Genomic DNA, 19,826 nt, shown 5'->3' on the forward strand with positions numbered 1-19,826 from the left:
TAGCGACGTTGCGACTTCAGGCGTGAAGTTCCGCGTTAGCGGAACGAGAGGCGAGCGGGGTTTCCCCGCCGCCGGGACCAGCTCAGAACAGGTCCTTATGTTTGGTGAAGTGCTCCATTGCGGGGTGGCTGGGGCCGGTTCCGTAGGTGCTGAGGACCTCGGCAATCCGGGGGTAGTTGGCCGATAGCTGATCGGCGGCATCGCGCAGTTCTGCCCCGGAGGCCACTGCACGCAGCAGATTGCGGATACCGGCGACGACGGCGGCGTCGCTGGCTTGGTCTGCCATCAGCTGGGTGGTCCGCCCAATGGTGCCCTTGGAGTTCTTAATCTGCTCGAGCCGATCAGGCACATCATCGGCGCCGATCTGGCCGGAGGCCAGCTGGTCAGCGAGTTCGGTCAGCTGGTGCACCCTGGAGAGCACGGCGGGGTTGCCGATTTTGACCCGGTGGGCGCTGTTGAGCTGGGAAAGCATAGGCGCTGAGATCCCGAGGATCGCGGCCAGCCCGGCCTGGTTCAGACCGAAGGCCTGCCGGATCCGGTCGAAGGTCTCGTTCAGCGGCTCCCCATAGGCCGCCCGCTGGGCTTCCCTATTGGCCTCTACCGGGTCACTCATGATCAGATCACTCCTTTGCGAATCCTTTGCTGCCGTAAATCCTACACGCAATATGCTTGACTTTGCTCCTGCAACCTCATAGATTTGCTTATGCAAACACAGGCAGGGGTCCTGCTGCGGGATCCGTCACCTTGATACGAGGAAAGACAGATATGCAAAAGCACAAAGCTTCACTGGGGTACAGCACCCACCCTCTTCGCACGTTCACCGGTGCCGGACTGGCGGCTCTGATGATTGCCGGGTTCGCACCTGCGGCTGCTGCGGATCAGGAGGAGCCCGAGGAGGTCGAGGAGGCCGGAGCCTCCGATGAGCTCGACCAGCCCGAGATGGAGGATGCCGAACTCCTGCTGGTGATGGACGCCTCCGGTTCCATGAGCGCCGATGACGCCGGCGGCCAGACTCGGATCGCTGCCGCCAAGGAGGCGCTGACCGGAGTGGTGGACTCCCTGGGTGATGACCAGGAGGTGGGCCTGCGCATCTTCTCCGGAGAGGTCACCGACTCCGGCCACCCGGACGCCTGCGAGGACTCCCACCTCGCGGTGGATATCGGCACCGATAACCGCGATGAGCTCGCCGGGGCCATTGATGACTACGACGCCGTCGGAGCCATGACACCCCTGGCCCACGCCCTGGAAGAGGCCGCCGAGGACTTCGACGGTGATGGGCCCCGGACCATCGTGCTGGTCTCCGATGGTGAGGAGAACTGCGATCCTGAACCCTGTGAGGCCGCCCAGGCGATTGCCGATCAGGGTATCGACCTGCAGGTGCACACCGTCGGTTTCAATATTGATGAAGAGGACTCCGATGCCGCTGTGGCCCGCGAGCAGCTGCAGTGCATTGCCAATGCCGGCGGTGGGGACTACTACGACGCCAATGACGCTGAAAGCCTCTCGGTGGTTCTGGAGCGGCTTTCCCTGCGAGCCTTTGAACCCTTCCAGCTGGAGGGTGAGGAGGTCGAAGGGGCAACTCACTTCGCCGATGACCGGCCGGTGCTGGAACCCGGTGGGCAGTATTTGGACACTATCCACCCGGATAACCGGTACTACACCATCCCCCGCACGATGGAGGGCTCGACCCTGCATGTGGGTGTCACGACCCTTCGCGATCTCGACAGCGACCGGGCCTTCAGCCATATCAAGGCCAATCTCGGCACCAGTGAATGGGACGGCAATGACTCCGGTGGGTCGCGGACCGGAATGTGTGAATGGGTCTACCTCACTGAATCCACCCGCGCCCGTGCCGTGATGGCCCGCACCGGGGGTCTGACCTCGGTGCCGGATCCCGGTGGCACTCATGAGGACTGCGGTTCTGATGACGAGATGATCCTCTCGGTGGAACTGCAGGAGGATGACGAGGCCTATGCGGGCAAGCCCTTCGAGATTGTGGTCTGGGAGGAGCCCCCGGCAGAGAACGCCGAGGAGCTGCCTGAGCGCTACTCCGACAATATCGGCTCGGTCGAATGGCACGATATGGAACTGGATGAGCGCAGCGAGAACGAGGTGCTGGGCGGTAACTCCTTCAATAACGCAACCCCTCTGGACCCCGGGGAGACCTATGCCGGGACCTCCCTTCTCGGTGAGACCCAGGTCTTCCGGGTGCCGGTGGACTGGGGCGAGCAGCTGCAGGTGGAGCTGCTCTTCCCCGAGGATGCTGATGTGCCCAGCCCCCTTGGCATCGGCGGCAGCGAGCTGCAGGTCATCAACCCCCACCGCGGGGATGTGGTGCCCAACCAGTCCAGCGCGAATCACCCGCACCGGGTCTGGGATATCAACTTCGCCCAGGGCGGCCGGCAGACCGCCCAGGTGCAGACCTATCCGGTGCAGTACAACAATCGCACCCCCAATAACTACGGCCGCACTGCTCCCGGTGATACCGCCGTGGCCGGGGACTACTACGTAGTGGTCAATGTGGGTGAGTACTCCGATCCCAATGTCAGCACCCAACTGCCCTTCTACCTCCACGTCGAGACCTTCTCCGATGGTTCCACCGGCGAGGTTGAGCCGGTCTACGCCGAGACCACCGGCGGCCAGAGCGAGGACGGCAGCTGCGTTCCGCCCGAGGAGGATGAGGAGGAGGCCGGCGTCGGCTGTGTTGCCCCGCCTGAGGAAGAGGATGAGGACGACGGCGCCGATGAGGCCTCTGCCGAGGCGCAGACAGCCGGCACCGGAACCGAATCCGAGGATCCGGCTCCCTCCGAGGCCGCTGATGAGGAGGACAGCTTCTTCTCCTCAACCACAGGCCTCATTGTGGGGCTCAGCGCCTTCGCCATGCTGCTGCTGACCGCCGGTGGACTCGTGCTGGCCCGCGCCCTGCGGAAATCCTGAAGGTGAAGTCATGGCAGATTCCGCCGAACAGCAGACCTGGGCGGTCCAGGCCCCGGTGAAAACTCTGATCGGTATGCTCCTGGTCGGGCTCTTGGTGGTGGGCCTGATGCCCACCGCCAAGGCCGGGGCCGGCAGTCATACCCAGTCCGAGGAAGTAACCCAAATGGAGGACAGGGCTGACTGACGAGTACTCTGGTGACTGCACTGATCACCGCACCGCATGGGAACTGCAGAGGCCGAGGACGGAGAACTGATGACTTTGCCGCAGAGCTCCCTTATGTCTCCCCTGAGGGCGCTCGCCGGTTTTGCAGCAGTAGCCGGGCTGGTGACGGCTTCCTCCTCCCCTGCACTGGCGGTATGGGCGATGGATGACACCGAGGAGGAGACCTCGGAGGTTCCAGAGGGTGTTGAGCGGGTGGAATCGGGCACCAACCAGGACAGCGCTCCCCTCCTGGAACCGGGGAATCGGTATATCTCCAATTTCGAGCAGGACAATATGTTCTTCCGGGTCTCGCGGACCATGGAGAACTCCACCCTGCATGTGGGCCTGGCCTATACCGATCCTGAAGGCGATATGCTCACCAATGCCACCCTGGAGCTGAGCACCTTCGACGGCAGTTCCTGCGACTCCTCGGATCTCGGCTGGGAGGCCTCCCCCGCCGGTTATCTGCAGCGCGGAGCGCAGGTGCTGGCCACCCCGGACCAGGACCCCGATCGGTATAACGCAGTTCCAGAATGCGGTTCCCTAGATCAGCTGCTGCTCTCAGTCCAGCCCGAGGGCGATGAATTCTCCGGCCGGGACTTCGAACTGGTGGTCAGCGAGGAACCGGATCCCACCAATGGGGATCAGCTGCGGTCCTCCTTCGATGACGACCGCAATCACTGGGGTGATGACGGCCTGGAGTGGTTCACGATGGAACGCGACCGGGATGCCAATAACCCCATCGAGCCCGGCAGCTCCATCTATAACGCTCCCCTGTTGGAGACCGGGACCACCTATGACGCACAGCTGCAGCCCGGAGAAGCGCATATCTACCGGGTCGAGGCCGACTGGAATGACCAGATTCAGGCTGAGGTCTTCTTCCCCGAACCGGCCAGTGAGCTCTCCGATGAACTCGAGCGCAGCTGGGCTGAGGCTCAGGTCTCGATCATCAGCCCCTATTACGGATCGACGATGCCCGGCAGCAACCGGGCCTCAGATGAGCAGAACCTCTCTGCCACTATCGACGAAACCCACGCCACAACCCTGCGGGCCCAGTCCTATCCGGTGACCTGGACCGGCCGGTTCGCCTCCAGCGCCGGGGATAATGCCCGCAATGCCTCCGTCCCCGGGGAGTACTTCGTGCTGGTGGCTATGGACCCCGATGTCGGGGAGAGCTCGCTGAATGTCCCCTACCGGCTGACCACCGGAGTCTTCGAAGGCGCCAATGAGCCGCTGCCTGAGTATGACGAGGAACCGGTGGAGCCCGAAGCTGCCGGTGAACAGGCCCAGGACGGCGTAGACGCCTCAGGCAGTTTCGGTACGTATCACTGGCTGGCCCTGGGGCTCGGCGCCCTGGGTGTGGGCCTGATTGCCTTCGGCGGGGTCTCCCTGCTGAAGGGTCTGCGCCGGCGCTGATTAAGCCCGGGCGGCTAGTCCAGGGCGAGGAACAGCACTGCTGCGATGGTGACAAAGCCCAGGCCGAAGAGGATCATCGCCACGGCCAGGCCCTGTCCCCGTTTGGGCTGATGGCGAGACCGGCGGGTGGCCGCCGGTGCTGCCGGTGCAGCCGCAGTGGGACTATAGGCAGCGTAGTTATGCTGGGTCTCCGCCTCTCGGAATGGTGATTCCGTTGTGGCGTACGGCGCCGCCTCGGCACCCTGGTAACCGGGGTTCTGATAGGCGTGGCTGGGTACTGTCTGCGGCTCGTTCACACCCAGCTGGGGTACTGGGGCATAACTCTGCTCGGCAAGTGCATTGGTGGAGGGTGAGGCTGGTGTGCCCGGGGAGACCGGTGGCGGAGGTGTCGTATTGGCGCCCATCAATACGGTGGGCACCTCGGCGGGCACCTCCTCGGGATCCGGCTGCGCCTCGGCAGTCTCGCCCAGGGGTCCGGAATCGCCCCAGCCATCCGGCAGCGGCGGGATATGTTCGAAGACTTCGACCTCGCCCAGGACCTCCTGGGCAGAGGATGCGTAGACCAGGCCGGTCTCACGCAGGGCCGCCCGGGCGTGGGAGGCCGTTCCGTAGCGGTCGGTGATCTGGGGGCGGGTAAGCCGGTCGATGACCCCGATCAGCTCGCCCGGGACTGGGTCCGGTCGTTCGGCGAGATGGATGGCCTCGGCCGCATCGGTATCGGTTACCGGGGAGAGCCCGGTGAGCATCTCCACTGCACACATACCGGCTGCGTAGAGATCTGCCCGGGAATCGGGCTGCCAGCCCTGGTGCAGGCATTCCGGGGCCACATAGCCGGGGGTGCCCATGGCGTAGGGGCCCTGGGTCAGGCGTGGGGCGTCGTCGCCGGCTGCGATGCCGAAATCGCCCAGCCAGAGCCTGGGCATCCGATCTCCGGTGGCATCGAGCATGAGATTGGCCGGTTTCACATCCCGGTGCACGATGCGTTCGGCGTGGATGGCCTCCAGTGCCGCCAGCAGCTGGTCTAAGAGAACGGCGGTCAACCGCACTGGCAGGGGGCCGAAGTCGCTGACCAATGTTGCCACCGAGCCGCCGCGGACAATGGGCATGGTGAACAGGACTTTCTCGTCCTCCCCTGCCCAGCCGGTTGGGGCCAGCACATGCGGATGGTCCAGTCGCATGGACTGTTCCCGCATGAAGCGCAGCAGGGAGGATGCGTCCACCTGGCGCAGGACCTTCGCTGCCACATAGTGCTGGCGTTTGCGGTCCCAGGCGCGCCAGACCACGCCGGCCCCGCCCTCGCCGAGGGGGTCGACTAATTCGTAGCGTCCAGCGAAAACATCACCCATTGGTAGCCACCCTATACATAAGGGTGGGGTCAGTCGGTGCTGTTGGTCCGGCGTGCGCGTCGGGGGCCATGATCCTCGGTGCCGGGAGTGTGTTCCACTGTGGTTTCAGTCTCCGCCTCAGCGGCGTCCTCGGTGGGTTCCACGGCCTACCGATGTCACAGGTCTGACCATCGGTCATGGTCGCGGAGGCGGCGCGCAGTTCGGCCGTCAGCTCGTCGATGACGACGACGCCGTTGGCGGTGGAAGGACCGTCGTTGGTGACCGTCAGGGTGACATTGAAGGTCTCACCTGGGATGATCTCGTCACCTGGCAGGGTGTGGACCTTCTCGATGCTGAGGTCAGCCTGCGGCCGGGCCGTCTCGCCACCGGGTACACCGGCGGTGGTGGTGTTATTGGAGTGGATTGGATCCTGGTCCGTCTCCTCCGGCCACACCTCAGCGCGGTTGACGATATCGGAGCCGTCACCGGTGTACTCGGGGTTCAGATGAACCTCAACGGTCACGGTCACCGTCTGATCGATCTCCACGGTCGCCAGCAGGCAGCTGACGGTGGCGCCGTATTCATTGGCGCCCTCGCAGGTCCCGGAGTCCACGGTGACGGTGTCACCCTCCCCCTCTGCGCTGGGCACGGTCACGGTGTACTCTGCGCCTTCGAACCGCAGGTGGCTGGGCAGCACATCCGTGATCTGGACATCGTGGGCGGTGGAGGGGCCGTTATTCGTCACAGTGAGTTCGTAGGTGAACTCAGTACCGGGAACCACCGGGTCACTGCCGGAGGCTTCCTTGGCGATGGCCAGGTCAGAGACGGGATCGCTGGTGCCCATGGAGAACGACTAGTAGTCGTGACGGACTCCACCAGTGCCGCCAGCGCAGGCGGACTTGTTGACCTCGGCGCCCGCTCGAATCTGCCCACCGGTGAACTGGGTGTCAACATTCCAGCAGACCCCTGTAGGGTTGCGGAAAGAGCCGGGAGCGATATTCGCAGTGCCCTGACGCTGATAGTTCCACTCATTGACATTGGGGTTATCGCCGCAGACGTTGGTCAGCTGAATACCCACCTGAGCCAGGCCGCCGCCGTAGTTGTCGATGCACCTGTCACCTCGGGATGAGGTGTTGCCGCCACCAACGATCAGGTGGACTCGGTGGGCGGAGGTGTAATTCCACCGCTGAAGATCGTCCAACAGCGACCCCTGACCCGGACCCCCCCGGCTCCGTGGCGCAGCGCTGCAGGGTCAACGCCCTGTCGGTATTGCGCATATTGCCATTGGAGGCAGAGGGTGTCTGGTTCGGGTTGAAGAATCAGTTCACCGCTGTGAGGCAGAGACTGCGGTCGTAGGAGGGGCGAATCTGCACGTTCGACATCGTGCCCTCGATGGGTGAGGCATCGGCCTCTTCAGATTCAGTCGCCGCAGGCAGCATCACAAAGGCCGCGGCCATCAGAGGAACTGCTACCAGTGCAATCAGAACACTGGTGGACATCATCTTCGCAAAAGGGCCCGAATCATAACGGGTCGCTCCGATCAATGGTGCGTGCACGGAGGTACGAGCTGCCTCCTACCTTAGTGATAAAGACCGAAAGCGCAAGGGTCTATTCTGCTGGCGACCAGGTTGCCACAAGTATTACAACACTCTGACCTAGCACTTTAAGCTCACAGTCAGATTCCAAGTCCTTCAGAGATTTTTAGGCGTTATCGCAACTTTTACCTGATGTTTCCCTGAAGGTGGAAAATCTCCAGGCCAGCAACCCAAAGGAATCAGCGCACCTGATGCCCACTCATGATCGAAATGGTGTTGAAGGCAGAGATCGCCACTGCCATCCACAGCACCGCGGCAGTGGCCTCATCACCAAGAACTGCGCGGGCGTCGTCGTAGTCTTGGGTATTCTCCACCGCCGGTTTCTCTGCAGCCATCTCCGCCAGCGACAGGGCAGCACGTTCCTGCTCGGTATAGATTCCTGCTTCACGCCATGCCGGCAGCAGGGCCAGCTTCCGGCTATCTGCGCCGCGCTCATCAGCGCGGCGGGTATGGATCTCTAGGCAGAAGGGGCAGCCGTGGATCTGCGAAATCCGGATATTGATCACTTCCATGAGCTCTCGCGATAGCCCCGCCTCCTCCATGGCAGCTGCGGCCTGTTTGGCCACACTGCTCTGCGTCCGGTACAGCTCAGGGTTCTGATTATCCAGGTGAAGACGCTCATGCTGACTCATCCCCCAAGCCTATCCACGTCCCGGGGCTTCGCTAGGCTGGGCAGCGGAAGTATCCCTGGACCAACCACCACGTAGGGAGAGACACCATGGTGAAGATCGGATACATCGTCGGCAGCCTGGCCCCGGACTCCATCAACCGGAAGCTCGCTAAGGTCATTGTTGCCCAGGCCCCGGAGCGGGCAGAGCTGATTGAGATCAGCATTGCGGAGCTGCCGCTCTACGACCGGCACCTCGACGAGGACTTCCCCGAGGTGATGACCAAGTTCAAACAGGAGGTCGAGGCGGTGGACGGGCTACTTCTGGTCACCCCGGAACATAACCAGTCCTTCCCCGCGCCGGTGAAGAATGCCATCGATATCCTCTCCCGCGGCGGCAGCTTCCAACTGGCCGGTCTGAGACTGGGCATTGTGGGGGCCTCTCCGGGACGCTTCGGCACCATCAACTCTCAGTCCCAGCTGCGGCAGTCACTGCCGCCTCTGGGCGTGAAACTCATGGGCACACCCGTGGTGGCCGAGACTGTCAGGGAGAACACCTTCAACGAGGACGGCACCGCCGCCGAGGGAACCACCAAGCGGGCCAAGGACTACATCGAGGCATTCACGACTTTCGTGGAGACCACTCCGTAGCCTTCACTCCCCTCCTTTAGGATTCAGCGATTTCGCTGGCCTCCAGCCAAGCCTCCTCGGCCTCGGCGAGTTCAGCGTCAATACTGCTGAGCCGTTCCTGGAGTGTGCCGAGCTTCTCCAGATCCACGGACTCCGAGGCTGCAGCCATCTGGTCATGCAGTTCGGTCTGCTGCGCTGAGAGTTTCTCCATCTGTTTCTCCACCCGCTGCATATCCTTACGGGCCTGGCGCTTCTGCGCCTCGGAGTAGGCAGAATCCCCCGACGAGGCAGGCTCAGCTGTAGAGGGCTCCGCCGGGGCAGACTGTGGCGCCCCAGTGTTCGCCGGCGCATGGGAAGTCGCCGCCGCAGCCGAGGAACTCTGCCCCCGGTAGGTGCGGCCATCAACGCTCGGGGCTGGTTCCTGGCCAGAGCGGATTCGCAGATACTGCTCCACTCCCCCAGGCAGGGCGCGGATCTTGCCATCACCCAGCAGGGCAACCTGGTGATCGGTGACCCGCTCCAGGAGGTAGCGGTCATGGGAGACCACCACCAGAGTCCCGGGCCAACCGTCCAGGAGGTCCTCCATGGCCGCCAATGTATCGGTGTCCAGATCATTGGTGGGCTCATCGAGCATAAGCACATTCGGCTCACCGGTCATCAGCTTCAGCAGCTGCAGGCGACGCCGCTCACCACCGGAAAGATCCCGGACGGGGGTCCACTGCCTCGACCGGGAGAACCCCAGGGTCTCCAGAAGCTGGGCGCCCGAGAGCTCCTTCCCGCCGACCTCAAAAGTGGACTTCTCCTCGGTCATCACCTCGAGAACGCGCATATGCTCACGCTCCCGCAGCTCGGTCACCTCCTGGGTGAGCACCGCGGTACGGACAGTCTTACCCCGTTTCACCCGGCCGGACTGAGGCTGAATCCGGTCATCGAGCAGGCGCAGCAGGGTCGATTTCCCGGCGCCATTGACCCCGACGACGCCGACCCGCTCCCCCGGGCCAAGCCGGAAGGTCACGTCATCGAAGAGAACGGGCTGCTCCACCTTCCCCTCAGCTGTGTCCTCCTCTGAGATCCGGTAGCTGAGGTTCTCCAGGTCCAGCACATCCTTGCCCAGCCGGGCAGTGGCCATCTTCTTCAGCTGGACCTCGTCCCGGTGAGCCGGAACATCATCGATCAGAGCATTGGCCGCATCAATGCGGAACTTCGGTTTCGAGGTACGGGCCGGGGCACCACGGCGCAGCCAGGCAAGCTCCTTCTTCACCAGCTGCTGACGCTTCTGCTCTGCCACCGCCGCTGCCCGGTCCCGTTCGGCACGGGTCAAGGTATAGGCAGCGTAGCCGCCGTCGAAGGAGTCCACAGTCCCGTCATGGACCTCCCAGGTGGTGCTGCAGACCTCGTCCAGGAACCAGCGGTCGTGGGTGACCACCAGGAAGGCACCCTCCGTCGGTTTCCACCGGGTCTTCAAGTGATTGGCCAGCCAGGCCACACCCTCGACGTCGAGGTGGTTGGTGGGCTCATCGAGCATGATGACCTCAGCGTCACTCATCAGCAGTTTCGCCAGGGCGGCACGACGCCGCTGCCCACCGGAGAGCGACCCCACCGGGGCGTCCCAGGAGATGCCGCCCAGAAGCCCGGAGGCCACATCCCGCATCCGGGGATCAGCCGCCCACTCATGCTCGGCCATCCCGCCCAGGACAACTTCGGCCAGGGTAGCGCTGTGGTCCAGGATGTCCTGCTGGTCCAGGAAACCCACGGTGGTGCCCCCGCGCCAGGTGACCCGGCCGTCATCGGGGGTTGTGGATTTGGCCAGGATGCGCATCAGCGTGGATTTGCCGTCGCCGTTGCGGCCGACGATGCCGATTCTGTCCCCGGCGTCGATGCCGAGTGTGATGTTGTCGAGCACAGTGCGTGTGCCGAAGGTGATGGAGATGCCTTCGGCGCCGAGAAGATGAGCCATAGGGGATCTAGCTTATCTACCTGGGGAGGTAATGTGGTCAGCTGGGATATGCCCCAGAGAGAACGAGGTGATGATGGGCGCTGAGCTCACAGTGGCCCTGGCCATTATTGGTCTGGTCGTATTGGCTGCCACACTGCAGCGCCTCACCGGAATCGGTTTCGCCATGATGATGGCCCCATTCCTGGTGGTCATGATCGGTCCCCATGGCGGGGTGATGCTGACGAACCTGCTCAGTTTCCTCGCCCCAGCCCTGATGATCCCCGTTGTCTGGCGTGACATCGAGTGGCGTAAGGTCGCCGTCATCGGTCCTGCCGCAGTGCTGGTGATGCCGCTCTTCGGCTGGCTGGCAGCCATCTCCCCGCAGGGGCCGCTCTATATTGTGGTGGCCAGCCTGGTGATCCTGGGGCTGAGCATCTCCCTGATCGTCAGCCGGATCAGTGCAGCCGTGGATGGTCCCATCGCCCGGGTGCTCACCGGTGTGGGGGCCGGTGGTGGGGTTGTGCTGGCCGGTGTCGGCGGTCCCGCAATGGCGATCTACTCGGTGGTCTCCCGATGGGATGTGCGGAAATTTGCTGCCACCCTCCAACCGCTGTGGGTGCTGATGGCCGTCAGCGGGTTCCTGACCAAACTGACCTTCAGCGGCAATGAGATCCCAGCGTTCCCCTGGTGGTTCTGGCTGGGCAGTCTCATCGCCATTCTGGTGGGTATGCGGATCGGCACCTTGGTGCGCACGATGATCAGCGACTCCTGGGCCCGCCGGATTGTGATTGTGCTGGCCTTCATCGGCGCCGGGATCTCCCTGGTGATGGGGATCCGCGAGACCTTCTGGGTCTAGAGCAGCCGGGCTCCGTGGGCGGGGCCGCTGACCGGGATTGCCCAGACATCCAGACGTTCCTGAAGGCCCGTGGCCAGCTGGGTGGCGGCCTGGGCGTCGCGGGCCAGGAACAGCACGGTCGGCCCGGAACCGGAGACCATACCCTGCATGGCCCCCTCGGTGAGTCCTGCATCCATCATGTCTTCCAGGGCACCGAACATGGAGACTGCCGGGGCCTGGAGGTCATTGGCCATGAGGCTGGCCACCATCTCGGGATCGGAGGTGCAGGCCGCCCGGACGAGATCGGCGTCGAGTTCCGGCACATCCGACTGAACTGAAGAATATGCCCGCATCTCATCGAGCCTGCGGTAGACCTCAGGAGTGGACAGTCCCCGTGAGGAGGGCACGATCACCAGGTGCAGCTCCCCGGGGGTCAGCAGCGGGGTGAGCTCCTCCCCGGCCCCCTGGCCCACGGCCGCACCGCCTAGGATGGAGAAGGGCACATCTGCTCCGAGCTGGGCGCCAAGTTCAGCAAGCTGTTCCTTGGTGAGACCGGCTTCCCAGAGTGCGGAGCAGGCCACCAGGGTCGCAGCCGCATCGGCGGAGCCGCCGCCCATTCCGCCTGCGATGGGCACGTTCTTGGTGATGCTGAGGTCCACCCCATAGCTGGGTGGTTCGGCGCCTGGGAAACTCAAGGTGGCGGCGTCGCGGTTCTGCAGGGTCTCCCGCAGCAGGACTGCCGCCTGATGGGCGAGGTTGCGCTCATCCAGGGGGATCTCGGCCTTGGAAGGCTCACCAGTTTCGGGGTCCTTGGTGTAGATGCTGGTGAAGGCTGAGCGTTCTGAGATGGAGATGGTGATCGCATCATCCTCACGCGGGGTCGCAGTGACCTCCTCATAGAGGGAGACCGCGTAGTAGAGACTGGCCACATCGTGGTAGCCATCGGCACGCAGCGGCCCCACCCGCAGACCCAGGTTCACTTTGCCCGGGGCCAGGGCGGTGACATGCCCGTAGAACTCGCTGTCTCGCATCATGCTCAACGGTATCCCCCGCTGGGGACACGGTGATGTTCCGCCTCACCCATCCTGGTCCCGCAGGGCCTCGGCGATCTTGGCGAAGGCCCGCACATCCAGGGTCTCTCCCCTGGCCTGGGGGTCCACACCGGCCTCACGCAGGGCAGCCTCGGCGGCCGTACCGGATCCGGCCAGACCACTCAGTGCTGCCCGGAGAGTTTTGCGCCGCTGGGCGAAGGCAGCATCCACCACAGCGAAGACCTCCTGGCGGCTGATCGCATCGGTGACCGGCTCACTGCGGTCGAAGCGCACCAGTCCTGAGGAGATCCGTGGTTCGGGCCAGAACACCTTCTTGCCGACGACGCCGACCTTCCGGGTTTGGGTGTCCCAGGCGATCTTCACGCTCGGCACCCCATAGATCTTGGAGCCGGGGCCTGCGGCCAGGCGGTCGGCCACCTCCTCCTGAACCATGACCAGGCCCTTGGTGAGGCTGGGCAGCACCTGCAGCAGGTGCAGCACCACCGGCACCGCCACGTTATAGGGGAGGTTGGCGACCAGAACACTGGGCTCACCGAGCTCCTCCGGTGCGATCTTCAGGGCGTCCTGGCGAAGGACGGTGAGATTCTCAGCCTTCTCAGGACGCATCAGCTGCACTGTCTCAGGAAGCTGGGCGGCCAGTTTCGGATCGATCTCCACGGCGGTGACCTCGGCGGCCTCATCCAGCAGGCCCAGGGTCAGCGAACCCAGCCCTGGTCCGACCTCCAGGACATGCTCTGTGCCCTCGAGCTCGGCCATGCCGACAATGCGTCGGATGGTATTGGGGTCGATCACAAAGTTCTGTCCCCACTGTTTGGTGGGGCGGATGCCCAGCCCATCGGCGAGGTCACGGATATGGGCTGCTGAGAGAAGCTCGTTCATACCCACTGCCCGTAGGCCTGGTTGGTGTTGAACATGACCTGCTGGCACAGCTGACCCAAGTCGGCCTCTCGCACATCAGCCATCAGCCGCATGGTCTGCGGGATCATATAGGGCGCATTGGGCTGGCCGCGGTAGGGGTGCGGGGTCAGGAAGGGGCAGTCGGTCTCCACCAGGATCAGCTGGGGATCAGCGATGGCGAGCGCCTCCCGCAGACCCTCGGCGTTCTTGAAGGTCACGGTACCGGCGAAGGACATGTACCAGCCGCGCTCATTGCAGATCCGGGCCAGCTCGGCATCTCCGGAGAAGCAGTGGAAGACCACCGAGCCGGGCAGCTCGGGGGCGTCGTCGAGGACTTTGACGACATCGGCATGGGCATCCCGGTCGTGGATCTGCATGGCCAGTCCGCGCTCAGCGGCCAGGGCGATGTGGTCGTAGAAGCTCTTGCGCTGGGACTCCCGGCCCCATTCCCCGGTGCGGAAGTAGTCCAGCCCGGTCTCTCCGATGGCCACAACCTGACCGTCCCGGGAGAGCTCATCGATCCGGGAGAAGGCCTCCTGGTATTTCCCGTCCTCGGCCAGCCGCGGGGCGTCATTGGGATGCAGGGCAACGGCTGCTTTGGCCCGGGGCTCCTCCCCTGCGGCCTGCACGGAGAATTCGGAGCTGGCCACGTCATAGCCGACCAGGATGGCCCCGCTGACTCCGAGGGCCTCGGCGGTATCGAGATGCTCGGCCACGGTGACCTTAACCAGCCCGTCCCGGAAGTCGAGGTGGGCGTGGTTGTCCAGAACCGGAACCGGCAGCGGTTCAGGGGCCGGCGGGTATTCCAGCCGGCGCTTCTTCTTGGACTTCTCCTCGGTCTGGTCCCGGACCGGACCGCCTGCGCCGTCGTCGTTGTTCTGCCCCGTGGGCAGATAGGCAGGCGGTGTCTGGCCCGGGGTGATCTGGGCAGTCTCGGTACTCACAGCCCACCAGTCTAGCCGCGGAGCCGCCGGAGAGATCACATACGCTCGAGAATCAGTTCAGCGAGCTCAATCTGAGCTTCCAGCTGCTCCTCGCTGGGGCCAAGATCTCCAGTGCTCTCGAATCCCGTTGAGGGCAGGCTGAAGACGAAGTAACCCTCATCCCCCACATCGCCGTCTCCACGATCGGTGACAGCCTCCTCCCACTGCTCTTCTGGAGAGGAGTAGTCCTGAAAGGCGAACAAATGGATGTCAAAATACAGGCCATCGGCGACGTCACTATCGTTACGCATCACAGTTTTCCTTCCAGTATTAAATGAGATGATGCGCATTACATTGGCGCAGAAACCTGGAAGGTTACTGGATACTTCCCCTGAGCTAGGAGTAAATCTCCTTGATGGTATCGGCGAAGTCTTCGATGACCTTGCCGCGGACCAGTTTCATCGAGGGGGTCAGATGCCCGGAGTCCTCGGTGAGCTCCGTGTCGAGGATTCGGAACTCGCGGATAGATTCCGCCCGGGAGACCTCATCATTGGCTGCATCGACTGCCTTCTGGACCTCAGCCTCCAGGGCCTTAGCCGCATCGGCGTCCTTCAGCGCCTCGGAAAGGGTGAGATCCCCCAGTCCGTTGCGTTGGGTCCAGCCGCGGATCGACTCCGGGTCCAGGGTCACCAATGCGGAGACAAAGGGCTTCTCATCCCCGACGACGACGACCTGAGCCACCAATGGATGAGCCCGGACCTTCTCCTCCATGGGAGTGGGGTAGACGTTTTTGCCACCGGCGGTGACGATCAGTTCCTTCTTCCGGCCGGTGATGGTCAGGAAGCCGTCTTCATCGAGCTGCCCGAGGTCACCGGAGCGGAAGTAGCCCTCCTCGTCGAATGCCTCGGCAGTGGCTTCCTCGTTGTTGTGATAGCCGGCGAAGACAACTGGTCCCTTCAGCAGGACCTCGCCGTCGTCGGCGATTTTGACCGTATTTCCCGGCACCGGCAGGCCCACTGTGCCCACCCGGGTGGCACCGGGGATGTTCAGGGTGATCGGGGCGGTGGATTCGGTCAGCCCGTAGCCCTCCTGGACCGGAACTCCGATGCCGGTGAAGAAATGGCCGATCTCCGGGTTCAGCGGGGAGGCGCCGGAGACCATATGGGTGACCTCGCCGCCGAGTTTATCCAGCAGTTTGGAGTAGACCAGGCGGGAGAAGAGGGCATGTTTGGCCCGCAGACCGAGGGAGGGTCCACGTCCGCCGGCAGCGGCTGATTCCAGGGCCTTGGAGAAGTCGATGGCGGTCTGGCAGGCGGTGTTGAAGATCCTGCCCTTGCCCTCGGACTCCGCTTTGGCGGCCGCGGAGTGATAGACCTTCTCGAAGACCCGCGGGACGGCCAGCAGCCAGGTGGGATGGAAGGTCCCGAGGTCATCCAGCAGGGTCGAGGTGTCCCCGGTATGGGCGACCTGGATGCCGCGGTGCAGGCAGATCAGCTGGACGGCCCGGGCCAGCACATGGGCCAGAGGCAGGAAGAGCAGGGTCCGGGATTCGCCCTCGCCGAGGATATCGGAGGCGAAGGGAACAATATTGGCCGCACCCTCGGCGAGGTTGCGGTGGGTGATGCGCACTCCCTTGGGTTTGCCGGTGGTCCCGGAGGTGTAGACCAGGGTGGCCACATCATCTGCCCCGGCCCCGGAGCGGGCCTTCTCCAGGGTGGCGTCCTTGACGGTATTGCCATTGGCGGCGATCTCCTCGAGATCGGCGGTACTGGCGATGGGGTAGATCTCGGTTCCGGAGTTCTTCCCTCCGGACATATTCGCCCCGGACTGGACCTTGGCGCGCAGCTGGTCATCTCCGATGAGCACCATACGTGCCTTGGAGTCGGCCAGCAGCGGGGCGACCTGGTGTGCGGAGCTGGTCTCATAGATGGGCACCGAGATGGCTCCGGCGAACCAGATGGCCTGGTCCACCACTGCCCAGGGGTAGCTGGTCGCTGACATCACCGCGACCCGATCCCCGGGCTGGACACCGAGTCCGATGAGCCCCTTGGCTACGGAGCGCACCTGCTCCAGGAAGGCGCTGATGGTGACGTCCAGCCAGCCGCCGGCCCCGTTGCGCACGGCGTAGACCGGGTGTTCGGGGGCGTGCTCGGCCAGGGCGAGCACCCCGTCGGTGACGTTGACGCTGTCATCGATCCGGGCGACCTGTTCGGTGCTGGACTCCCGGATTCCGGTCTGTTCAGTGGTCTGGGTTTCATCACTCACGGTGGCCAGTTAACCACGCCAGGCTGTGCCCTTGCCTGATTTAACGCGGAATGACCCTGGTTGCGGCGTCGTAGAGCTCGCTCGCACTGTAGGGGGTGGTGGCCGCCAGCTCCTTGGCCACGGCTTTCAGACGCTGCCCGGACCGCTGGGAACGTTCGACGACGAGGCCGGCAGCCTCCTCGAGACTGAGCTCTTCCTCCCCGGCATTTCCGCTGGTGCCGGCCAGCACCAGGACGAATTCACCTTTGATCCGTGAGGCGGCCTGGCGCCGGGCCAGCTCGGCATGCAGTTCACCGAGACTGCCGCGGAGGATCTCCTCGTATTTCTTGGTCAGCTCCCGGGCCACAGCGGCCTGCCGATCCTCCCCCAGTTCCGCGCTGAGCAGTTCCACAGTGGCGGTGACCCGGTGCGGGGATTCGAAGAGGACGGTGGTCCATTCCTCGGACTGCAGCCGGGTGATCAGGGCGGTCTGCTCGGACTGCTTCCGGGGGAAGAAGCCGCCGAAGGTGAACTGTGCGGTGGCCAGTCCGGACAGGGCCAGGGCGGTTGTCACTGCGGAGGCGCCAGGCGCTGCGGTAACCGGCACCCCGGCTTCTACTGCTGCGGAGACCAGCCGGTGCCCGGGATCGGAGACAGCGGGCATTCCGGCATCGGAGACCACCAGAATCCGTTCCCCGGCTGCGGCACGGTCTACCAGTTCTGCCGAGCGTGAGGCCTCATTATGTTCGTGGAGGCTGATCAGTTGGGCATCAGTGCTCACAGCCAGGGACTGGATCAGCCGCCCGGTGCTGCGGGTGTCCTCGCAGGCAATGAGATCAGCGGTGCTGATGAGCTGTTTGAGCCGATCGGTGGCGTCACTGAGATTCCCGATGGGGGTTGCGGCCAGCACCACGGGTGCATCCCATAGCCAATGCGCAGCGTGGTGGGTCATGGCAAGTAGCATATCGAGGGTGAGTCAGGCCGATACCACCGAGAAACGCCGGAAGCTGGAGCTGCGGCTGGGGGCTGACCGCTTCTCCCCCGGCTGGCTGGGCGCAGTCGTTCCAGCAGTGGTGGCGGTCTTTGCCGCATTATTACGTTTCCCGGGGCTGAGCGACCCCCATGCGCTGATCTTCGACGAGACCTATTACGCCAAAGATGCTTACGCCCTGCTGGAGGCCGGCTATGAGCTGGAATGGCCTGAGGGGGCCGATGATGTCTGGCTGGCTGAGGGCGAGACCCCGCAGCCGGGGGCAGCTGGTTCCTATGTGGTGCATCCGCCGCTGGGCAAATGGCTGATCGCCATCGGCATCCATCTCTTCGGCATTGAGCAGGCCACAGGTTGGCGTTTCGCCCCCGCCCTGGCCGGGGTTCTGGGCACTCTGCTGGTGGCATTGGTGGCCCAGCGGATGTTCCGCTCGGTATTCCTCGGCGGTGTGGCCGGTGTGCTCACCGCGGTGGAGGGCCATCATCTGGTGATGTCCCGGGTGGCGCTGCTGGATATCTTCCTGATGCTCTTCGTCCTGGCAGCATTTGCCGCGCTGCTGGCCGATCGGTACAGCGGACGACGACGCCTGGCCGCCTGGGCAGCCGAGACACCAAGTGATTCACAGCTCTGGACAGCAGGCCCCTGGCTGCTGTGGCGGCCATGGCGGCTGGTTGCCGGGGTCCTGCTGGGCTGCGCGGTGGCTGTGAAGCTCTCCGGTCTGGCCTTCATCGCCGTCTTCGGGATCATGGTGGTGCTCTGGGATATCGAGGCCCGCCGCACCTTGGGGATCCGGCGTTGGCTGCTCGGCGGCCTGCTGCGTGATGGCCTGCCGGCAGTCCTGACCGTCCTGCCGATGGCCCTGCTGACCTATCTGGCCTCCTGGACCGGTTGGCTGCTCGGTGAGCGGGGCTGGGACCGGGACGCCCATCCGAATCCCTTGGTGTCGCTGTGGCGGTATCACAGCTCGGCCACTGATTTTCACACCGGTCTGGACTCCGAGCATGAGTACGCCTCCCATCCCTGGACCTGGCTCTTCGCCGGCCGGCCAGTGTCGATGCACTATCAGTCCCGGGAGGAGGGCGAGGCCTTCGAGCACACCGCCATCGGCGGTGAGCCGGCGGTGGTCTGCCCCTATGACCACTGCTCCTCGGCAGTGCTGGATCTGCCGAATCCGCTGATCTGGTGGACCGGGGTGATTGCCCTACTCCTGGTGCTGCTGCTGTGGTTCGGGCGCCGAGATTTCCGCTATGGGGCAATCCTCGCCGGCTGGGTCGGCGGTTTCTTCGTCTGGCTGCTGGTCCTGATGTTCGGTGAGAACGACCGGACCATGTTCTTCTTCTACACCATCAGCTACCACCCCTTCCTGATCCTGGCGATCACGGCGGTGGCGGCCCTGGTGCTGAGAGTCGGAACATCCCCAGTGGGCCGCGATGGCCAGTCACGGCCCAAGAGTCAGATCATCAGCGCCCAGCAGCGCAATACGGTGATGGTGCTCTGTTTCGTCCTGTTGGCGATTGCGGTCTCGGCCTATTTCTGGCCGCTGTGGACCGCTGAGATCATCCCCTATGAGCAGTGGCGCCAGCGCATGTGGCTGCAGTCCTGGATCTGATGTCAATGACGGAGCCCTCCCCCGCAGCAGCTAAGGCAGAGGTACGACGACGCCTCCGTACCGCCCGCAGGCAGCTCACCGCAGAGGACCTCCGCAGCCGTGGCGAACAGCTGGCTGAGGTCCTGACCGCACTCATCCCCGCCGATGCCGTCCTCGCTGGCTTCCTCCCAATCCCCGGAGAGCCAGATCTGCTGCCGTTTCTGCACCGGCATATCAGCCGCGGCGGGGTGGTCTATCTGCCGGTGATCGCCGATGCTGAGAACCGGCTTATGCAGTGGACTGCCTGGTCGCCTCAGACTCCCCTGCAGCCCAGCCCCTTTGCTCCGGTGAGCGAACCGGCAGGCCCCAGGATCAGCACTGAGGAGCTCATCGGTGGGAAGCTGACAGTCCTGGTACCGGCCCTGGCAGTGGATACCTCAGGTGCCCGGCTGGGCCAGGGCGGCGGCTATTACGACACGCTCTTCCAGCAGAACCCGAAGCTGGCCACCAGGGCTCAGCTGCTGGCTGTGGTTCACTCCTGGGAGGTTCTTTCCCCGGGCAGTTTCCCGGTGGAGACCCATGATCTGCGGATCCAGCAGGCGGTGACCGAGACCGGAGTCCTCTCCTTGGGCTAGAATTAGCACTCGATAC

The 19,826-nt window shown here is 64.1% G+C and carries 20 protein-coding genes; 7 read left to right on the forward strand and 13 right to left on the reverse strand.

Features of this window, described 5'->3' with window-relative positions; translation table 11 throughout:
* Positions 1 to 82: 82 nt before the first annotated feature.
* Entirely contained in the window at positions 83 to 613 is a 531-nt protein-coding gene (locus HGQ17_RS02595) for a threonine/serine exporter family protein (RefSeq protein WP_168886378.1), read from the reverse strand.
* A gap of 152 nt (positions 614 to 765) precedes the next feature.
* Here HGQ17_RS02595 and HGQ17_RS02600 point away from each other — a divergent pair, with 152 nt between their 5' ends.
* Genes HGQ17_RS02600 through HGQ17_RS02610 form a run of 3 tightly spaced genes read left to right on the forward strand, consistent with a single transcriptional unit; the run spans position 766 to position 4,555 of the window.
* Positions 766 to 2,937 (forward strand): vWA domain-containing protein, encoded by a 2,172-nt coding sequence (locus HGQ17_RS02600; RefSeq protein ID WP_168886379.1) that lies wholly within the window; start codon positions 766 to 768, stop codon positions 2,935 to 2,937.
* Positions 2,938 to 2,947: 10 nt separating this feature from the next.
* A complete protein-coding gene (locus HGQ17_RS02605) occupies positions 2,948 to 3,121 on the forward strand; it encodes a hypothetical protein (protein WP_168886380.1) in 174 nt (57 codons plus the stop codon).
* 36 nt (positions 3,122 to 3,157) lie between these two features.
* Positions 3,158 to 4,555: a hypothetical protein gene (locus tag HGQ17_RS02610; protein ID WP_168886381.1), complete on the forward strand. Its 1,398-nt coding sequence runs from the start codon at positions 3,158 to 3,160 to the stop codon at positions 4,553 to 4,555.
* Positions 4,556 to 4,569: 14 nt separating this feature from the next.
* Here HGQ17_RS02610 and HGQ17_RS02615 read toward each other — a convergent pair whose 3' ends face one another.
* The 5 genes from HGQ17_RS02615 to HGQ17_RS02635 form a co-directional block, all read right to left on the reverse strand.
* Positions 4,570 to 5,901, reverse strand: a complete 1,332-nt coding sequence (locus HGQ17_RS02615) for a serine/threonine-protein kinase (RefSeq protein WP_168886382.1) — start codon at positions 5,899 to 5,901, stop codon at positions 4,570 to 4,572.
* Positions 5,894 to 6,724 carry a DUF11 domain-containing protein gene (locus tag HGQ17_RS02620; protein ID WP_168886383.1) on the reverse strand — a complete coding sequence of 277 codons (831 nt, stop codon included), beginning with the start codon at positions 6,722 to 6,724 and terminating at the stop codon, positions 5,894 to 5,896. The genes HGQ17_RS02615 and HGQ17_RS02620 overlap by 8 nt, the downstream gene beginning before the upstream one ends.
* A gap of 9 nt (positions 6,725 to 6,733) precedes the next feature.
* On the reverse strand, positions 6,734 to 7,081 hold the full coding sequence (locus HGQ17_RS02625; protein WP_168886384.1) for a hypothetical protein: 348 nt from the start codon (positions 7,079 to 7,081) through the stop codon (positions 6,734 to 6,736).
* A 118-nt stretch (positions 7,082 to 7,199) separates the two neighbouring features.
* A complete protein-coding gene (locus HGQ17_RS02630; protein WP_211090336.1) occupies positions 7,200 to 7,382 on the reverse strand; it encodes a hypothetical protein in 183 nt (60 codons plus the stop codon).
* A gap of 272 nt (positions 7,383 to 7,654) precedes the next feature.
* Positions 7,655 to 8,107, reverse strand: coding sequence for a carboxymuconolactone decarboxylase family protein (locus HGQ17_RS02635; RefSeq protein ID WP_168886386.1), 453 nt, complete (start codon positions 8,105 to 8,107; stop codon positions 7,655 to 7,657).
* An 86-nt stretch (positions 8,108 to 8,193) separates the two neighbouring features.
* Between HGQ17_RS02635 and HGQ17_RS02640 the strand changes: the two genes are divergently transcribed.
* The gene (locus HGQ17_RS02640) at positions 8,194 to 8,733 is read left to right on the forward strand and encodes an NADPH-dependent FMN reductase (RefSeq protein WP_168886387.1); all 540 of its coding nucleotides are present in this window, start codon (positions 8,194 to 8,196) and stop codon (positions 8,731 to 8,733) included.
* A 16-nt stretch (positions 8,734 to 8,749) separates the two neighbouring features.
* Here HGQ17_RS02640 and HGQ17_RS02645 read toward each other — a convergent pair whose 3' ends face one another.
* A complete protein-coding gene (locus tag HGQ17_RS02645; RefSeq protein ID WP_168886388.1) occupies positions 8,750 to 10,669 on the reverse strand; it encodes an ABC-F family ATP-binding cassette domain-containing protein in 1,920 nt (639 codons plus the stop codon).
* A gap of 73 nt (positions 10,670 to 10,742) precedes the next feature.
* On the opposite strand from HGQ17_RS02645, the gene HGQ17_RS02650 reads away from it, so the two are divergent.
* Complete coding sequence (locus tag HGQ17_RS02650) at positions 10,743 to 11,504, forward strand: sulfite exporter TauE/SafE family protein (protein WP_168886389.1); 762 nt, start codon at positions 10,743 to 10,745, stop codon at positions 11,502 to 11,504.
* Here the strand turns inward: HGQ17_RS02650 and HGQ17_RS02655 are convergent.
* From HGQ17_RS02655 to rsmI, 6 genes are all read right to left on the reverse strand, one after another.
* Positions 11,501 to 12,517 carry a 4-(cytidine 5'-diphospho)-2-C-methyl-D-erythritol kinase gene (locus tag HGQ17_RS02655; protein ID WP_324615153.1) on the reverse strand — a complete coding sequence of 339 codons (1,017 nt, stop codon included), beginning with the start codon at positions 12,515 to 12,517 and terminating at the stop codon, positions 11,501 to 11,503. The genes HGQ17_RS02650 and HGQ17_RS02655 overlap by 4 nt on opposite strands.
* Positions 12,518 to 12,559: 42 nt before the next feature.
* Positions 12,560 to 13,414 carry a 16S rRNA (adenine(1518)-N(6)/adenine(1519)-N(6))-dimethyltransferase RsmA gene (gene rsmA / locus HGQ17_RS02660; RefSeq protein WP_168886390.1) on the reverse strand — a complete coding sequence of 285 codons (855 nt, stop codon included), beginning with the start codon at positions 13,412 to 13,414 and terminating at the stop codon, positions 12,560 to 12,562.
* On the reverse strand, positions 13,411 to 14,376 hold the full coding sequence (locus HGQ17_RS02665; protein ID WP_407670730.1) for a TatD family hydrolase: 966 nt from the start codon (positions 14,374 to 14,376) through the stop codon (positions 13,411 to 13,413). The genes rsmA and HGQ17_RS02665 overlap by 4 nt, the downstream gene beginning before the upstream one ends.
* Positions 14,377 to 14,411: 35 nt before the next feature.
* A complete protein-coding gene (locus HGQ17_RS02670; RefSeq protein WP_168886391.1) occupies positions 14,412 to 14,666 on the reverse strand; it encodes a hypothetical protein in 255 nt (84 codons plus the stop codon).
* 85 nt (positions 14,667 to 14,751) lie between these two features.
* Entirely contained in the window at positions 14,752 to 16,620 is a 1,869-nt protein-coding gene (locus HGQ17_RS02675; RefSeq protein WP_324615154.1) for an AMP-dependent synthetase/ligase, read from the reverse strand.
* Positions 16,621 to 16,660: 40 nt separating this feature from the next.
* The gene (rsmI, locus tag HGQ17_RS02680; protein WP_168886392.1) at positions 16,661 to 17,551 is read right to left on the reverse strand and encodes a 16S rRNA (cytidine(1402)-2'-O)-methyltransferase; all 891 of its coding nucleotides are present in this window, start codon (positions 17,549 to 17,551) and stop codon (positions 16,661 to 16,663) included.
* A gap of 19 nt (positions 17,552 to 17,570) precedes the next feature.
* Between rsmI and HGQ17_RS02685 the strand changes: the two genes are divergently transcribed.
* Both HGQ17_RS02685 and HGQ17_RS02690 read left to right on the forward strand, forming a co-directional pair.
* Positions 17,571 to 19,196, forward strand: coding sequence for a dolichyl-phosphate-mannose--protein mannosyltransferase (locus HGQ17_RS02685; RefSeq protein WP_324615155.1), 1,626 nt, complete (start codon positions 17,571 to 17,573; stop codon positions 19,194 to 19,196).
* Between the two features lie 5 nt (positions 19,197 to 19,201).
* Positions 19,202 to 19,810 (forward strand): 5-formyltetrahydrofolate cyclo-ligase, encoded by a 609-nt coding sequence (locus HGQ17_RS02690; protein ID WP_168886394.1) that lies wholly within the window; start codon positions 19,202 to 19,204, stop codon positions 19,808 to 19,810.
* Positions 19,811 to 19,826 lie beyond the last annotated feature (16 nt).

Source organism: Nesterenkonia sedimenti (assembly GCF_012641515.1).
Classification (GTDB): domain Bacteria; phylum Actinomycetota; class Actinomycetes; order Actinomycetales; family Micrococcaceae; genus Nesterenkonia; species Nesterenkonia sedimenti.

Excerpts from the sequence above, each read along its gene's own strand:
- HGQ17_RS02595 (WP_168886378.1), bottom strand. The coding sequence starts at position 613 with ATGAGTGACCCGGTAGAGGCCAATAGGGAAGCCCAGCGGGCGGCCTAT.
- HGQ17_RS02600 (WP_168886379.1), top strand. The coding sequence starts at position 766 with ATGCAAAAGCACAAAGCTTCACTGGGGTACAGCACCCACCCTCTTCGC.
- HGQ17_RS02605 (WP_168886380.1), top strand. The coding sequence starts at position 2,948 with ATGGCAGATTCCGCCGAACAGCAGACCTGGGCGGTCCAGGCCCCGGTG.
- HGQ17_RS02610 (WP_168886381.1), top strand. The coding sequence starts at position 3,158 with ATGGGAACTGCAGAGGCCGAGGACGGAGAACTGATGACTTTGCCGCAG.
- HGQ17_RS02615 (WP_168886382.1), bottom strand. The coding sequence starts at position 5,901 with ATGGGTGATGTTTTCGCTGGACGCTACGAATTAGTCGACCCCCTCGGC.
- HGQ17_RS02620 (WP_168886383.1), bottom strand. The coding sequence starts at position 6,724 with ATGGGCACCAGCGATCCCGTCTCTGACCTGGCCATCGCCAAGGAAGCC.
- HGQ17_RS02630 (WP_211090336.1), bottom strand. The coding sequence starts at position 7,382 with ATGATGTCCACCAGTGTTCTGATTGCACTGGTAGCAGTTCCTCTGATG.
- HGQ17_RS02635 (WP_168886386.1), bottom strand. The coding sequence starts at position 8,107 with ATGAGTCAGCATGAGCGTCTTCACCTGGATAATCAGAACCCTGAGCTG.
- HGQ17_RS02640 (WP_168886387.1), top strand. The coding sequence starts at position 8,194 with ATGGTGAAGATCGGATACATCGTCGGCAGCCTGGCCCCGGACTCCATC.
- HGQ17_RS02645 (WP_168886388.1), bottom strand. The coding sequence starts at position 10,669 with ATGGCTCATCTTCTCGGCGCCGAAGGCATCTCCATCACCTTCGGCACA.
- HGQ17_RS02650 (WP_168886389.1), top strand. The coding sequence starts at position 10,743 with ATGGGCGCTGAGCTCACAGTGGCCCTGGCCATTATTGGTCTGGTCGTA.
- HGQ17_RS02655 (WP_324615153.1), bottom strand. The coding sequence starts at position 12,517 with ATGATGCGAGACAGCGAGTTCTACGGGCATGTCACCGCCCTGGCCCCG.
- rsmA (WP_168886390.1), bottom strand. The coding sequence starts at position 13,414 with ATGAACGAGCTTCTCTCAGCAGCCCATATCCGTGACCTCGCCGATGGG.
- HGQ17_RS02670 (WP_168886391.1), bottom strand. The coding sequence starts at position 14,666 with ATGCGTAACGATAGTGACGTCGCCGATGGCCTGTATTTTGACATCCAT.
- rsmI (WP_168886392.1), bottom strand. The coding sequence starts at position 17,551 with ATGACCCACCACGCTGCGCATTGGCTATGGGATGCACCCGTGGTGCTG.
- HGQ17_RS02690 (WP_168886394.1), top strand. The coding sequence starts at position 19,202 with ATGACGGAGCCCTCCCCCGCAGCAGCTAAGGCAGAGGTACGACGACGC.